At 71.0% G+C, this 13,329-nt stretch carries 17 protein-coding genes; 11 read left to right on the forward strand and 6 right to left on the reverse strand.

Annotated features, from left to right (window positions below; all coding sequences use genetic code 11):
• Nucleotides 1-83 precede the first annotated feature (83 nt).
• Nucleotides 84-515, forward strand: a complete 432-nt coding sequence (locus CRP55_RS05405) for a hypothetical protein (RefSeq protein WP_179855015.1) — start codon at nucleotides 84-86, stop codon at nucleotides 513-515.
• Here the strand turns inward: CRP55_RS05405 and CRP55_RS05410 are convergent.
• Genes CRP55_RS05410 through cofC form a run of 4 tightly spaced genes read right to left on the reverse strand, consistent with a single transcriptional unit; the run spans nucleotide 472 to nucleotide 4,466 of the window.
• A complete protein-coding gene (locus CRP55_RS05410; RefSeq protein ID WP_097318321.1) occupies nucleotides 472-1,353 on the reverse strand; it encodes an NUDIX hydrolase in 882 nt (293 codons plus the stop codon). The two genes, CRP55_RS05405 and CRP55_RS05410, sit on opposite strands and share 44 nt — an antisense overlap.
• Nucleotides 1,353-3,569 carry an RNA degradosome polyphosphate kinase gene (locus tag CRP55_RS05415; RefSeq protein WP_097318324.1) on the reverse strand — a complete coding sequence of 739 codons (2,217 nt, stop codon included), beginning with the start codon at nucleotides 3,567-3,569 and terminating at the stop codon, nucleotides 1,353-1,355. The genes CRP55_RS05410 and CRP55_RS05415 overlap by 1 nt, the downstream gene beginning before the upstream one ends.
• Before the next feature lie 43 nt (nucleotides 3,570-3,612).
• Nucleotides 3,613-3,810: a cold-shock protein gene (locus CRP55_RS54350; protein ID WP_245922789.1), complete on the reverse strand. Its 198-nt coding sequence runs from the start codon at nucleotides 3,808-3,810 to the stop codon at nucleotides 3,613-3,615.
• A gap of 17 nt (nucleotides 3,811-3,827) precedes the next feature.
• Nucleotides 3,828-4,466, reverse strand: coding sequence for a 2-phospho-L-lactate guanylyltransferase (gene cofC / locus CRP55_RS05420; RefSeq protein WP_245922790.1), 639 nt, complete (start codon nucleotides 4,464-4,466; stop codon nucleotides 3,828-3,830).
• Nucleotides 4,467-4,587: 121 nt separating this feature from the next.
• Here cofC and CRP55_RS05425 point away from each other — a divergent pair, with 121 nt between their 5' ends.
• From CRP55_RS05425 to CRP55_RS05460, 8 genes are all read left to right on the forward strand, one after another.
• Complete coding sequence (locus CRP55_RS05425; RefSeq protein WP_097318327.1) at nucleotides 4,588-5,316, forward strand: lysophospholipid acyltransferase family protein; 729 nt, start codon at nucleotides 4,588-4,590, stop codon at nucleotides 5,314-5,316.
• Nucleotides 5,313-6,308 (forward strand): NAD(P)H-dependent glycerol-3-phosphate dehydrogenase, encoded by a 996-nt coding sequence (locus CRP55_RS05430; RefSeq protein WP_097318330.1) that lies wholly within the window; start codon nucleotides 5,313-5,315, stop codon nucleotides 6,306-6,308. Before CRP55_RS05425 ends, CRP55_RS05430 begins: the two co-directional genes overlap by 4 nt.
• Nucleotides 6,305-7,405, forward strand: coding sequence for a cystathionine gamma-lyase (locus CRP55_RS05435; RefSeq protein ID WP_097318333.1), 1,101 nt, complete (start codon nucleotides 6,305-6,307; stop codon nucleotides 7,403-7,405). Before CRP55_RS05430 ends, CRP55_RS05435 begins: the two co-directional genes overlap by 4 nt.
• Nucleotides 7,402-7,764 (forward strand): hypothetical protein, encoded by a 363-nt coding sequence (locus CRP55_RS05440; protein WP_245922791.1) that lies wholly within the window; start codon nucleotides 7,402-7,404, stop codon nucleotides 7,762-7,764. The genes CRP55_RS05435 and CRP55_RS05440 overlap by 4 nt, the downstream gene beginning before the upstream one ends.
• 83 nt (nucleotides 7,765-7,847) lie before the next feature.
• Nucleotides 7,848-8,198 (forward strand): GntR family transcriptional regulator, encoded by a 351-nt coding sequence (locus tag CRP55_RS05445; protein ID WP_097318337.1) that lies wholly within the window; start codon nucleotides 7,848-7,850, stop codon nucleotides 8,196-8,198.
• Nucleotides 8,195-9,073 (forward strand): ABC transporter ATP-binding protein, encoded by an 879-nt coding sequence (locus CRP55_RS05450; RefSeq protein ID WP_097318338.1) that lies wholly within the window; start codon nucleotides 8,195-8,197, stop codon nucleotides 9,071-9,073. Before CRP55_RS05445 ends, CRP55_RS05450 begins: the two co-directional genes overlap by 4 nt.
• On the forward strand, nucleotides 9,070-9,753 hold the full coding sequence (locus tag CRP55_RS05455; protein ID WP_097318340.1) for a hypothetical protein: 684 nt from the start codon (nucleotides 9,070-9,072) through the stop codon (nucleotides 9,751-9,753). Before CRP55_RS05450 ends, CRP55_RS05455 begins: the two co-directional genes overlap by 4 nt.
• A 119-nt stretch (nucleotides 9,754-9,872) precedes the next feature.
• Entirely contained in the window at nucleotides 9,873-10,955 is a 1,083-nt protein-coding gene (locus CRP55_RS05460) for a D-alanine--D-alanine ligase family protein (protein WP_097318343.1), read from the forward strand.
• Here the strand turns inward: CRP55_RS05460 and CRP55_RS05465 are convergent.
• Nucleotides 10,949-11,590, reverse strand: coding sequence for a DUF3515 family protein (locus CRP55_RS05465; protein WP_097318346.1), 642 nt, complete (start codon nucleotides 11,588-11,590; stop codon nucleotides 10,949-10,951). The two genes, CRP55_RS05460 and CRP55_RS05465, sit on opposite strands and share 7 nt — an antisense overlap.
• Nucleotide 11,591: 1 nt before the next feature.
• Nucleotides 11,592-11,825: an Lrp/AsnC ligand binding domain-containing protein gene (locus CRP55_RS05470; protein ID WP_097318348.1), complete on the reverse strand. Its 234-nt coding sequence runs from the start codon at nucleotides 11,823-11,825 to the stop codon at nucleotides 11,592-11,594.
• 76 nt (nucleotides 11,826-11,901) lie between these two features.
• Between CRP55_RS05470 and CRP55_RS05475 the strand changes: the two genes are divergently transcribed.
• Nucleotides 11,902-12,840, forward strand: a complete 939-nt coding sequence (locus CRP55_RS05475) for a thiamine-phosphate kinase (protein ID WP_097318352.1) — start codon at nucleotides 11,902-11,904, stop codon at nucleotides 12,838-12,840.
• A 19-nt stretch (nucleotides 12,841-12,859) separates the two neighbouring features.
• A complete protein-coding gene (locus CRP55_RS05480) occupies nucleotides 12,860-13,318 on the forward strand; it encodes a GNAT family N-acetyltransferase (RefSeq protein WP_438865754.1) in 459 nt (152 codons plus the stop codon).
• The last annotated feature ends 11 nt before the right edge of the window (nucleotides 13,319-13,329 follow it).

A 13,329-nucleotide genomic window follows, 5' to 3' on the forward strand; every position in this document is an offset into this window, starting at 1 on the left:
CCGCCGAGAAGGCGTCCACCCGTACGGTGGACGCTTTTTCTGTGTCCCGGCGCGGAAGTGGCCACTGTGCCTACCGTCCGGTCATGGAGCGCAGAGCGTCGCCGCGAGGGCTGGTGGGCCGGTCGCTGATCGCGGCCCTGCTGTTCGCGGCCGCCGTCGTGCCGGGCTGGACGTTGGGCGGGCTGGCCGAGCGGTGGACCGGCTCGGGCCTGCTCGACTGGATCGTCACCGGCGCCTGGGCCGGCCTGGCCGTGCGCTTGCTGGCCCCGTGGGCCTCGTACAGGCCCCGGGACGCCTTTCTGGGGTTGATCCCTGTCTACAACTGGTATCTCGTCTGTGTGTTGAGCTGGCGGGTCGCGCTGCTGCCCTATCGCGACTGGGAACCGCGCGCGGACGAGCTGTGGCGGGCCCGCTGGCTCACCGGCGACCGCCTCGGGCTCTGGCGCGCCGACACGCGCCCACCCTCGAAGATCAGAGCCTCGACAGCCCCAGCAGCCGCTCGCCGGACCAGGTGAGCAACCAGCCGTCGCCCTTGGCCGTCTTGTAGGGCCCCGTGTCGGCGTCGTCGGCCAGCGCGGCCAGCAGCCCCGGAATCAGCTTGCCCTGACTGCAGACCACGGTGAGACCGCCGGAGCGAAGGTCGGACAGGCGCTGCGCGGCCAGTTTGGCCTTGGCCGGCGCCTCGTCGGCGTCGGACGGCTCGGCGAAACCGCCGTCCATCACGATCGGCTTGCCGCCCAGCGCGGCCGCCAGCGGCTCCAGGGTCTGCTTGCAGCGCAGCGGCGTCGCCGCCACCAGCCGCTCCGGCCCCAGCGGCACGACCAGATCGGCGATGCGCTCGGCCTGGGTCTGCCCGAGCGGGTCGATCGGGCGCAGCGCGTCGTTGCCGTTCCACTTCTTGCGCTCGCCGGCGTGCGCGTGGCGCACGAGGACCGTCACGGCCGTGACCCGCGGCAGCGTCGCCACGTGGTCGAGCAGGGCGCGCTCGTCGTCGTAGCTGACCCGCTCGGCCGCCTCGGCCAGCGGGAGCCACGCGATCTGGTCGACCTCGTTGGTGTCCTGCACCGGTGCCTCGTCGCCGGTGACGGCCATCAGCCAGTAGTCCACCGTCTTGGGGCGGCCGTCGGGCAGGTCGTACTCGACGCGGGGCAGGGCCAGCTGGGGGCGGCCCCGCCGGCCGGTCTCCTCCAGCACCTCGCGGACGGCGCCCAGCATCGGCGCCTCGCCCTTGTCGAGGTGGCCCTTGGGCAGGGCCCAGTCGTCGTACCGGGGGCGGTGCACCAGGCAGACCTCGAGGCCGTCGCCGGCCGGGCGGTAGAGCACACCGCCGGCGGCGCGGATCGGCTCGGGCATCAGACCGCCTTCGTCTTCTTGTCGACACGGCGCAGCAGCGCCTCCTGAAGGTGCATGCTCGTCTCGGCCTGGCTGGCCGGGTTGCGGTGCCAGCTGCCGTCGCCGTGCAGGTCGAAGCCCTCGATGCTGTCGTCCATCGACAGCTCCAGGACGTGGCGCAGCTCGTCGCGGGCGCTCGGCTTGACCACCTTGACCAGCGCCTCGACCCGGCGGTCGAGGTTGCGGTGCATGAGATCGGCCGAGCCGATCCAGTATTCGGCGTCGTCGCCGGCGCCGAACCGGAACACCCGCGAGTGCTCCAGGAAACGGCCGACGATCGAGCGGACCCGGATGTTGTCGGACAGGCCGGGAACGCCGGGCCGCAGCGCGCACATGCCGCGGATGATGAGGTCGACCTTCACGCCGTCCTGCGAGGCGCGGTAGAGGGCGTCGATGCTCTCCTCGTCGACCAGCGAGTTCACCTTGATCTGCACGAGCGCCTGGCCGCCCTCGCGGGCGATGCGGGCCTGCTCCTCGATCCGCTCGATCAGGCCGGAACGCACGCCGTGCGGCGCCACCAGCAGACGGCGGTACTTGCGCTGGCGGCTGTAGCCGGTCAGCACGTTGAACAGGTCGGTGACGTCGGCGCCGACCTCGGGATCGGCGGTCAGCATGCCGAAGTCCTCGTACAGCCGGGCGGTCTTGGGGTGGTAGTTGCCCGTGCCGATGTGGCAGTAGCGCCGGATCTGGTTGCCCTCCTGGCGTACCACCAAAGCGGTCTTGCAGTGGGTCTTCAGGCCGACCAGGCCGTAGACGACGTGGCAGCCGGCCCGCTCCAGCGTCCGCGCCCAGGCGATGTTGGCCACCTCGTCGAAGCGCGCCTTCACCTCGACCAGCACCACGACCTGCTTGCCGGCGGCGGCCGCGTCGACCAGCGCGTCGACGATCGGGGAGTCGCCGGAGGTGCGGTAGAGCGTCTGCTTGATGGCGAGCACGTTGGGGTCGGCCGCGGCCTGCTCGATGAAGCGCTGCACGCTGGTCGAGAACGAGTGGTACGGGTGGTGGACCAGGATGTCGCTCTCGCGCAGCCGGTTGAAGACGCTGCGCGGCACCTCGCCGTCGGCCAGCTGCGGATGGGTGGCCGGCACGAACGGGCGGTCCTTGAGGTCGTCGCGGTCGCTCTCGCCGAACACCTGCCACAGCGCCGACAGGTCGAGCAGGCCCGGCACCCGCTGCACGTCCTCGCTGTCCATGTCGAGCTCGCGCACGAGCAGCTCGAGCACGTGGTCGCTGATCGAGGCGGCCACCTCGAGCCGCACCGGCGGGCCGAAGCGGCGCTGGGCCAGCTCGCGCTCCAGGGCCTGCAGAAGGTCTTCGTCGCGGTCCTCGTCGACCTCGAGCTCGGCGTTGCGGGTCACCCGGAACAGGTGCCACTCGAGCACCTGCATGCCGGGGAAGAGCTGGTCGAGGTGGACCGCCACGAGCTCCTCGACCGGCAGGAAGCGCACGCCGCGGCTGTCGTTCTGCACGGTCACGAAGCGGGGCACGTTGTTCGGCACCTTGATGCGGGCGAACAGCTCGGCGTTGGCGTCGTCGGGGTCGCGCAGGGCCACCGCGAGGTTGAGGGAACGGCTCGAGATGTACGGGAACGGGTGCGCCGGGTCGACCGCCAGCGGGGTCAGCACCGGGAAGATCTGCTCGCGGAAGTACGTCCGAAGGCGCTCGCGCTCGGGCGCGTCGAGCTCGCTCCACGAGACCAGCTCGATGCCCTCGGCCGACAGCTTGGGCCGCACCTCGTCGGCGAAGCAGGCGGCCTGACGGGTGACCAGATCGGCCACCCGCTGCGAGATCATCTCGAGCTGGTTGCGCAGCGAGCTGCGGTCGCCGCCGCGCATCGGCAGGCCGGCGCTGAGGCGGCGCTTGAGGCCGGCCACGCGCACCATGTAGAACTCGTCGAGGTTGCTGGCGAAGATGGCCAGGAACTTGGCCCTCTCCAGCAGCGGCGTCTTCGGCTCCTCGGCCAGTGTCAGCACGCGGGAGTTGAAATCGAGCCAGGACAGCTCGCGGTTGAGGAAACGGTCCTCGGGCAGCTCCGGGCGGTCCTGCTCGGGCGCCTCGACGGGGTCAATGCTGGCTGTCACGAGTTGCTCCGTTGTCTTCTGCTCGGCCGATCGTGGGAGAAAACGGCCGTTCGGGCCACGCCGACGGCTTTCCGGTGTCCGGGGCGGGGTCTGCATCGCTCCATCATTGCCGCTTTCGGCGGAACGTGAAACGCGCTGGCTAGACGATGCCGGGGATTCTCACCTGACGGACAATGCCCGCCGGATCACGCTGGACGTCGACCCGTTGACCGAGGCGGAGCTTGCGCAGACCGGAGGCGTCGAAAGCGGGCCCGTCGAAGGCCAGCTCAGTCCCGTCGTCCAGAAGAAGCGTGCCGCTGCGGTCGCCGGCGTCGAATGTCGCGATCGTCCCCTGCATGTCCTCGACGCTACCGTTCAGGCGGCCGGGACGCAGGCCACCTTGAGTCCCAGATCACGCAGCAGCGCGCAGGTGTGCCGCCCGGCGCCGAGGGCGAGGACGGTGGCCAGGTCGGCCGGGGTGTCGACGTCCTGCCGCAGGCCCGGCCAATCGCCACCCAGAGCCCGCGCGCCCGACTCGGCATGGGCCTTCGCCGAGCCGATTCCGAACCTCGGTTCCAGGTGTACGCCGGGTGGCGCGGCCAGGAGCACGGTGCCGGTGCCGGCGGCGTCGATCACGTAGGACCGCTTCTGCGCCGCCTGCGCCAGCGCCTCGTCCAGCTCGGCCGGCCGCAGCGCCGGAAGGTCACCGGCGAGCACGGCCCGGTGCCGGGAAAGCCCGGCCACCTCGTCCGCGCCGTACCGCATGGCCTCGTTCAGGCCCGCGTCCGGCCGATCCGGCACGACCCGCGCGCCCACTTGTGTGACGGCCGTCGCGGCCACCGGGTCGTCGGTCACCACGACGAGGTCGCAGACGGCGACTACCGCGGCCGCGGTGTCGAGCACCATCGCGAGCGCCAGATCGGCGTGCCGGGACGGCGGAACCGCGCCGCGCAACCGGCTCTTGGCCGCTGCCAGCCGCTTGACCGGCATGATCGCCGTCCAGTCCCCACCCATTCGGCCAAGTGTGCCAGCCCTCCGCCGGTAAGGACCCCACCTGGTACCGCGGCCTTCGAGCGGGCATGATTTCGTATTTGAGACGCGGCGGGGACACGCCGCACAGCAGGTAGGAGGGGCCGTGGCGCACCGCAGGCTCGGATTCTGGCGGCGGTTCGCGGCCGTGCTGGTGATTCCCGTGCTCAAGGTCTGGACCAAGCGGACCTGGCTCGACATGGAGAAGTTGCCGAAGACGGGCGGCGTGATCCTCGTCCCCAACCACGTGTCGCACTTCGACCCGCTCGTGGTGGCGCACTACATCTACGGCGCCGGCCGGTGGCCGCAGTTCCTCGGCAAGGCGAGCCTGTGGCGGGTGCCGGTGATGGGCCCGTTCCTGCGCAAGGTCAAGCAGATCCCGGTCGAGCGGGGCAGCGTCGAGGCCGTGAAATCGCTCGACGTGCTCGTCGACGCCCTGAACCAGGGCGGCGTCGTGGTCATCTACCCCGAGGGCACGACCACCCGCGACCCCGAGCTGTGGCCGATGCGCGGCAAGACCGGCGCCGCCCGGCTCGCCCTGGTCACCGGGGCCCAGGTGATCCCGATCGCCAACTGGGGCTCACAGGACATCTTCGACCCGCGCACGGGCAAGCTCAGCCTGCGCCCGCGCCGCCGGGTGACGGTCACCGCCGGCGACCCGGTCGACCTGAGCCGCTGGGCCGGCGCCACACCGTCGCGCGCGGTGCTCGAGGAGATGACCGAGCACATCATGCGCGACATCAGCGCCCTGCTCGGCACGCTGCGCCACGAGCAGCCGCCGGCCGCGCTCTACGAGCGCCCGAAGAAGGCCGCGACGTCGGAGGAGAGCGCGTGACCCGGGCCGCGGTCATCGGTTCGGGCGCCTGGGGCACGGCCTTCGCCAAGGTGCTGGCCGAGGCGGGCGCCGACGTGACGATGTGGGCCCGCCGCGACGCGGTCGCCACCTCGATCCGGGACAGCCACGTCAACGAGGGCGCGCTGCCCGGCATCAAGCTGCCCGAGCGCATCACCGCGACCACCGACCTGGCCGAGGCGGTGGCCGGGGCCGGGCTGGTCGCCATCGCCGTGCCGTCGCAGACGTTGCGCGGCAACCTGGCCGAGTGGGCCGGCGCCTTCGAGCCCGGCTCGACCATCGTGTCGCTGATGAAGGGCATCGAGCTCGGCACCACCAAGCGGATGAGCCAGGTCATCGTCGAGACCGCGCGCGTCGAGCAGGACCGCGTCGTGGTCGTCTCCGGCCCCAACCTGGCCCCCGAGATCGCCGCCGAGCAGCCGGCCGCGACCGTGGTCGCCGGCACCGACGCCGCGCGCTGCCGGGCCGTGCAGCACGCGATGGCGCTGCCCTACCTGCGGCCGTACACGAGCGAGGACCTGATCGGCTGCGAGCTGGGCGGCGCGGTCAAGAACGTGATCGCCCTGGCCTACGGGATGGCGGCGGCGATGGGCCTGGGCGACAACACGCGGGCGTCGCTGATCACCCGTGGCCTGGCCGAGACGGCCCGCCTGGGCGCGGCGCTGGGCGCCGACCCGCTCACCTTCGCCGGCCTCGCCGGTCTGGGTGACCTGGTCGCGACCTGCTCCTCGCCGCTGTCGCGCAACCGTACGTTCGGTGAGCAGCTCGGTCTCGGCAAGACGCTGGAGCAGGCCCAGGTGGCGGCCCGGCAGACGGCCGAGGGCGTGAAGAGCTGCCTGGCGATCCGCGACCTGGCCCGGGCCCACGGCGTGGAGATGCCGATCACCGAGCAGGTCGAGAAGGTCTGCCACGAGGGCGCCGACCCGCGGGTCGCCGTGAAACTACTGATGGGCCGGGAGATGAAGCCGGAATGAGTTACTCCGACGGAACGCGCGCTGTGCACGCCGGCCTGCCCGAGCCGGCGGTGGGCGAGCCCTTCCTGCCGGGGCCGGTCTTCGCCGCGCCCTACCACCTCGACCCGGAGACCGGGCCCGGGCAGAACGACTACGCCCGCACCCAGCACCCGACCCGGCGCAACCTCGAGTCGGCCATCGGCGAGCTCGAGGGCGGGCGGACGCTGGTCTTCGCCAGCGGCCAGGCCGCCATCACCGCGCTGATGCTGGCCGTGCTGCGCACCGGCGACACCGTGGCCCTGCCCTCGGACGGCTACTTCACCGTCCGGGCCTTCGCCGAGGGCACGCTGCGCGACCTCGGCGTGAAAACGGTTCTGGTGCCCACCGCCGGTCCTTATCCGAGCTTCGAGGGTGTACGCCTCGTGCTGTTGGAGACCCCGGCCAATCCCGGCCTCGACGTGTGCGACGTGCGCGCGCTGTCGCAGGCCGCGCACCAGGCCGGCGCGCTGGTCGCGGTGGACAACACGACGGCCACGCCGCTCGGGCAGACGCCGCTGGCGCTCGGGGCCGACCTCGTCGTCGCCTCCGGCACCAAGGCGCTGACCGGGCACTCCGACGTCCTGCTGGGCTACGTGTCGACAAACGACGACGCGCTCTTCGACAAGGTCGAGACCTGGCGCAAGCAGACCGGCGCGGTGCCGGGCGCGTTCGACGCGTGGCTGGCCCACCGCTCGATCGCCACCCTCGACCTGCGGCTCGCGCGGCAGACGCAGAACGCGGCCGCCGTCGCCGCGTTCCTCGCCTCGCGCGACGACGTGACCGGGGTGCGCTGGCCCGGGCTGGAGGGCGACCCGTCGTACGAGGTGGCGAAACAGCAGATGCGCCGCATCCCCGGCGTGGTCTCGTTCGACCTCGGCGACGAGCAACGGGTGGCGCGGTTCCTGGCCGCGTCGGGCCTGGTCTTCGCGGCCACCTCGTTCGGCGGGGTGCACAGCACGGCCGACCGGCGCGCGCAGTGGGGCGACGACACGTCGCCGGGCTTCGTGCGGTTCTCCTGCGGCATCGAGGACACCGCCGACCTGCTGGCCGATCTGTCGGCGGCGCTGGACCAGGCGTGAGCGTGTCCTGGAGCGGCTTCACCGGTGACCAGGTCGCGTCACTGACCCAGGGGGCGAGCTTCTTCGCGGAGCCGGGCGAGCGGGACTGCCCGGCCTGCGGGGAGCGCCGCCTGCGGGCCTATTTCACCGCGCCGGCGAACGCGCGCCGCCCGACCCTGGTGAGCTACGTGTGGTGCTCGGCGTGCTCGAAGTTCGTCGGCACCCGGGCCAAGCATCCCGGCGGCCTGGTCTTCAGCGACCCGCTGGCCGTGCTGCCGGAGGCCGAGCGCCGCGACCTCGAGCGGAGCCTGACCGGCTTTCTGGCCCACCTCGACCGCCTGTGGGACGAGGGCGTGCTGCCGCAGACCTTCGCGGCCTAGAAAACCCCTCTTGAAGACCTTGGCTCCGTACGTCTATGGTTCGTTACATGAGTAATGAACCACTGAAGTAGGGAGGCTTCGGCGTGTTCCACGACCGCAGCCCGATCTACCTCCAGATCGCCGAGGGCATCAAGAACGACATCCTCAGCGGCAGCCTCGAGGAGGACCAGCAGGTGATGTCGACCAACCAGTACGCGGCGTTCTACCGGATCAACCCGGCCACCGCGGCGAAGGGCTTCGCCCAGCTCGTCGACGAGGGCGTGCTCTACAAGCGGCGCGGGATCGGCATGTTCGTCAGCCCCGACGCCCGGGCCCGGCTGCGCGCCGAGCGGCGCGAGCGGTTCTTCGCCGAAGTGGTCGCCCCGATGCTCGACGAGGCGAAACGGATCGGCATCAGCGTCGACGAGATCGTCAAGCACCTGGGGGAGAAGTGAGCATCGAGATACGCGAGCTGACCGTCCGGTACGGGGGCACCGTGGCCGTGGACGGCGTCGACCTCGACCTTGCCGGTGGAAAGATCTACGGCCTGCTCGGCCGCAACGGCTCCGGCAAGACGAGCCTGCTGAGCGCGATCGCCTCGTACCGCAAACCTTCTTCGGGGATCGTCCGGATCGACGGCGAGGAGGCCTTCGAGAACCCGCGCGTGGCCCGCCGCACCTGCTTCATCCGCGACACGCTCGACCTGAGCGACTCCGACCGCCTACGGACGGCGCTCGACCTCGCGGCCCGGCTGCGTCCCACGTGGGACGGCTCGTACGCCGCGCATCTGATCGAGGTCTTCGGGCTGAACCCCCGCAAGCGGGTCTCCTCGCTGTCCCGCGGCCAGCGCTCCGCCTTCGGCGTCGTGCTCGGTCTGGCCGCGCGCACCCCGCTGACCATCCTCGACGAGTCCTACCTGGGCATGGACGCGGTGGCCCGCACCCTGTTCTACCGCGAGCTGCTGGACGACTACCTCCGGCACCCGCGCACGATCATCCTCTCCACCCACCTCATCGAGGAGGTCGCCGACCTCTTCGAACGGGTGATCATCATGGATCGCGGCCGGGTCATCGTGCACGACGAGACCGACGCCCTGCGCGGCCGCGGCGTCACCGTCACCGGCCCGGCCGAGGCCGTCACGTCGTTCGTCGCCGGGCACGCCGTCCTCGGCGAGCAGAGCCTCGGCGGGGTGCGCGCCGTCACCCTCGACGGCCACTTCACCGCCGGCGACATCGAGCGCGGCGAGGCGGCCGGGCTCAGCTTCGGCCCGATCGGCATCCAGGACCTGTTCGTGCACCTCACCTCGCAGCCGCTGGAGGCGTCGCGATGACCGTGTTCAGCACCCTGTTCCGGCTCTACCGCCCGATCCTGCTCATCTTCTGGGGCATCATGCTGGTGGTCGAGGTGATCGGCCTGGTCGTCATCGACCACGCGGTCGGCCCGAACAAGTTCAGCTTCTGGATCGTCATGGCCGGCGCCGCCATCAAGTACTGGCCGCTGGTCGCCGGCATCCTCGTGATCAGCCTGCACATGAAGCTCTTCGTGGCCAACGGCATCACCCGCGGCGAGTTCCTCGGCGGCATGGGGATGTTCGCGGTGGGGCTGACCGCGCTGTTCGCGGCGCTCGTGGTCGCCGGGCACGCCGTCGAGAGCACGCTGCTGGGCGCGCTCGACCTGCGCGCAGCGACCTATCCGGTCTTCACCCTCGACGGCGCGCTCTCGGAGTTCGGCCATCTGCTGCCGGGCTCGATGGCGTACATGGTGACCGGCATGCTCGTCACGGCCGGCTTCTACCGGTGGAACCCGTGGATCGGCGTGCCCCTGATCATTCCGGGCGCGATCCCGCTCGCCGTCTCCGACAACCTGGTCCGTTTCGACCAGTTCGGGGAGACACTTCACCGGCTGCCGTACGGGCCCGCGGTCGTCATCACGCTCACGGTGGTCGTGGCCGGGTTCCTCGTGCTCTACAGCGTCATGCGCGACACACCGATCCGGCGGACGTCGGGCTGACTACACCCCGTAAAGGCCTGATGAACTGGGAGTTCGCGCCGTACCGGCGGATCCCGGAGGTGGCTCACGCAGAGTAGGGTCACCCCCGGCAAGCCCGCTAGCGAGAGGCCCGAAGAGAAGTGACGACCCCTCGGAAGACCCGAGTCGCGATCGTGTTCGGCGGTCGCAGCACCGAGCACGCGATCTCCTGCGTCAGCGCCGGAGCGATTCTGGGCGCGCTCGACCCGGATCAGTACGAGGTGGTCCCGGTCGGCATCACGCGTGACGGTCAGTGGGTGCTGGCCGGCGACGACCCTTCCGCCCTCGCCATCACCGACCGCAAACTGCCGGAGATCACCTCGGCCAGCGGCGCTTCCGTGGTCCTGGCCGAGTCCGAGCTGATCGTCCGCGACCCGGTCGACGGCGTCTCCTCGCTGGCCGGGGTCGACGTGGTCTTCCCGGTGCTGCACGGGGCCTACGGCGAGGACGGCACCATCCAGGGGCTGCTCGAGATGGCCGGCCTGCCCTACGTGGGCGCCAACGTCTTCGCCTCGGCCGCGGCCATGGACAAAGAGTTCACCAAGAAACTCGCGGCCGTCGAGGGCATTCCCGTCGGGCCGTACGCGGTGCTGCGCGCGGGCGTCTCGCTGTCGGAGGCCGACAAGGAGCGGCTCGGCCTGCCGGTCTTCGTGAAACCGTCGCGCGCCGGCTCGTCGCACGGCATCACCAAGGTCACCGACTGGGCCGACCTGGACGACGCCGTCGCCACCGCCCGCCAGATCGACCCCAAGGTGCTCATCGAGGCCGCCATCGTCGGCCGCGAGATCGAGTGCGGGGTGCTGGAGAGCGAGGCCGGCGGCGCCCCCGACGCGTCGCTGCTGGCCGAGATCCACGTCGGCGACAACGACTGGTACGACTTCGAGACGAAATACATCACCGGCGGTGGCTACGACCTTCCGGCCGGCCTGCCGGACGAGGTCACCCGGCAGGTGCAGGACTACGCGCGGCGCACCTTCACCGCGCTCGACTGCGCCGGCCTGGCCCGCGTCGACTTCTTCGTCACCGCGGACCACCAGATCTTCCTGAACGAGATCAACACGATGCCCGGCATGACGCCGACGTCGATGTTCCCGCTGATGTGGGCGGCCACCGGCCTCGAGTACCCCAAGGTGGTCGACCGCCTGGTCCGCACCGCGCTACGCCGCGGCACCGGCCTTCACTGATTGCATCCCGTGGGGACGCCGCTGGTCTTCGACTTCACCGTCTGGACCACGGCGTCCGAGAACTCGTTGGCCCACTGCGCGGTCTGCTCGTAGCTGCCGGGCACCTGGACCTGCACGGGAACCTCACGGTCCATCGTGGTGAAGATGTCGGTGGCGGGCAGGTCCTGGCCGTACCAGCAGACGCCGTTCATCTTCAGCATCGTGGCGTCCAGCGGCACGCAGCCCGGGTGGCCGCCGTCGGTGCGCTCGCACATGGTCGGCTGCGGCAGGCCACACGCGACGGTGATGGCCGGCTCCCCGTACGCCGCGTTCTGCTCCGGGCCGGCGCTCACCTTGCGCTGGGGCAGACCGCGGACGTCGGTGGGCAGCTGCGAAGTCACGGCCAGGCAGACCTGTGCCGTCGTGGCGTCCAGCTTCGGCGCGTCCATCCGCACCGGAGTGGACGGCACGACGACCGGAGTGGACGCGCCGGCGGCCGGCTCGGCGGCCTTCGTGTCGCCGTCCGGTGTGATCTTCCAGAAGACCAGGAGACCCACGATCAGAGCCACCGGAACGGCGATGAGCGTGGCCCACAGAGCCGCGCGTTTCGTGCCCGGATCCGGCTTCTCGACCGGGGGGTTCTCCACGTCAACCATGTCAGAGGTTTACCACGGAGCAGGTGAGCGTCCGCATGATGCCCGGAACGTACTGGACTTTGCTCACAATGAGACTGCCGAGGTCGTCCACGGTGTGCGCCTCGGCCAGCACGACCACGTCGTAAGGCCCGGTGACCGCGTCGACTCGTACCACACCCGGTATTTTGCCGATCGCGGCGGCCACGTCATGGGCCTTTCCGACCTCGGTTTGGATCAGGATGTATGCCTGGACCACTCTCCGACTCCATTCCACCGCCGTAACCCGAACGTGAAACTACCGTAGTGACCCAGCAACGAAAGGCCGTGTACACGTGAGCATTGCCGAGGCCGGCGAGTTCGGGCTCATCGCCCGAGTGGTCGCGCGGCTCGAGACCGGCCCGACGACGCTGCTCGGTCCGGGCGACGACAGCGCGATCGTGGCCGCGCCCGACGGTCGGATAGTGGCATCCACCGATGTCCTTGTCGAGGGCCGTCACTTCCGCCGCGACTGGTCCGGCGCCACCGACGTGGGCCATCGGGCCGCCGCCGCCAACCTGGCCGACATAGCGGCGATGGGCGCGAAGCCGACGGCGCTGCTGGTCGCGCTGTGTGCTCCGCCCGACATGGACATCACCTGGGCCGAAGACCTGGCCTCCGGCCTGTCGGCCGAGGCGTCCCTGGTGGGAGCGAGCGTGGTCGGCGGTGACATGTCGTCGAGCCCGACCCTGACCATCGCCGTCACCGCCCTGGGCGACCTGGGCGGCCAGGCGCCGGTCGTCCGCAGCGGCGCCCAGCCCGGCGACGTCATCGCCCTGGCCGGCCGCCTCGGCTACGCGGCGGCCGGATATACGGTGCTCTCCCGCGGATTCCGTACGCCCAAAGCTCTGGTCGAGGCGTACCGCCGCCCCTCGGTTCCGTACGAGGCCGGCCCGGCCGCGGCCCGGGCCGGCGCCACCTCGATGATCGACATCTCGGACGGGCTCCTCCAGGACATCGGTCACATCGCGAAGGCGAGCATCGTCGGCCTGGACATCCACAGCGGCGCCTTCGAGGTGCCGGACCAGATGCGCGACGCGGCCCAGGCCCTGGGGGTGGATCCCATGCAGTGGCTCCTGGGCGGCGGCGACGACCACGCGCTGGCCGCCACCTTCCCCGCGCAGACCCCGCTGCCGGACGGGTGGCGCCCGATCGGCCGGGTCCACGAGGGCACCGGAGTCACGGTCGACCAGAAGCCGTGGAGCGGACCGCTCGGCTGGGACCACTTCCGCTGAGGCCATTACTGTTGGGCCCGTGCCAGAGATCAAGATCAGGCGGGCCGAGCTCGCCGAACCCGTGGTCCGCCTGCTGCTCGTCGACGTGATGCGAGAGCTGGCGGACCGCTACGGCGGCAGCGGCGACGACACCCCCGTCGACGCGGCCGAGTTCCTCCCGCCGAACGGCGACTTCTTCGTGGCCGACGACGGCGAAAAGCTGGTCGGCTGCGCCGGCTGGCGTCGGCACGGCGACGACGCCGAGCTCAAGCGCATGTTCACGGCGAAGTCGGCCCGGGGCCAAGGACTGGGCCGGCGCCTGCTGGCCAAGGTCGAGGAATCGGCGCGGGAGGCCGGCTACCGCCGGATCATCCTCGAGACGGGCGACAAACAGCCCGAGGCGATCGGCCTGTACGAGTCGGCCGGTTACGTCCGCATCGAGGACTTCGGCTACTACGCCGGCGAAGAGGGCGTCCTGTCCTTCGCGAAGCCCCTCTGAAACGCCACCAG

Origin of the sequence: Paractinoplanes atraurantiacus (genome assembly GCF_900215205.1) — a bacterium.
In the GTDB taxonomy this organism is placed as follows: Bacteria; Actinomycetota; Actinomycetes; order Mycobacteriales; family Micromonosporaceae; genus Actinoplanes; species Actinoplanes atraurantiacus.

What these genes read in the sequence shown, in the direction of transcription:
- CRP55_RS05405 (WP_179855015.1), top strand. Translation starts at nt 84, where the DNA reads ATGGAGCGCAGAGCGTCGCCGCGAGGGCTGGTGGGCCGGTCGCTGATC.
- CRP55_RS05410 (WP_097318321.1), bottom strand. Translation starts at nt 1,353, where the DNA reads ATGCCCGAGCCGATCCGCGCCGCCGGCGGTGTGCTCTACCGCCCGGCC.
- CRP55_RS05415 (WP_097318324.1), bottom strand. Translation starts at nt 3,569, where the DNA reads ATGCAGACCCCGCCCCGGACACCGGAAAGCCGTCGGCGTGGCCCGAAC.
- CRP55_RS54350 (WP_245922789.1), bottom strand. Translation starts at nt 3,810, where the DNA reads ATGCAGGGGACGATCGCGACATTCGACGCCGGCGACCGCAGCGGCACG.
- cofC (WP_245922790.1), bottom strand. Translation starts at nt 4,466, where the DNA reads ATGGGTGGGGACTGGACGGCGATCATGCCGGTCAAGCGGCTGGCAGCG.
- CRP55_RS05435 (WP_097318333.1), top strand. Translation starts at nt 6,305, where the DNA reads ATGAGTTACTCCGACGGAACGCGCGCTGTGCACGCCGGCCTGCCCGAG.
- CRP55_RS05455 (WP_097318340.1), top strand. Translation starts at nt 9,070, where the DNA reads ATGACCGTGTTCAGCACCCTGTTCCGGCTCTACCGCCCGATCCTGCTC.
- CRP55_RS05465 (WP_097318346.1), bottom strand. Translation starts at nt 11,590, where the DNA reads ATGGTTGACGTGGAGAACCCCCCGGTCGAGAAGCCGGATCCGGGCACG.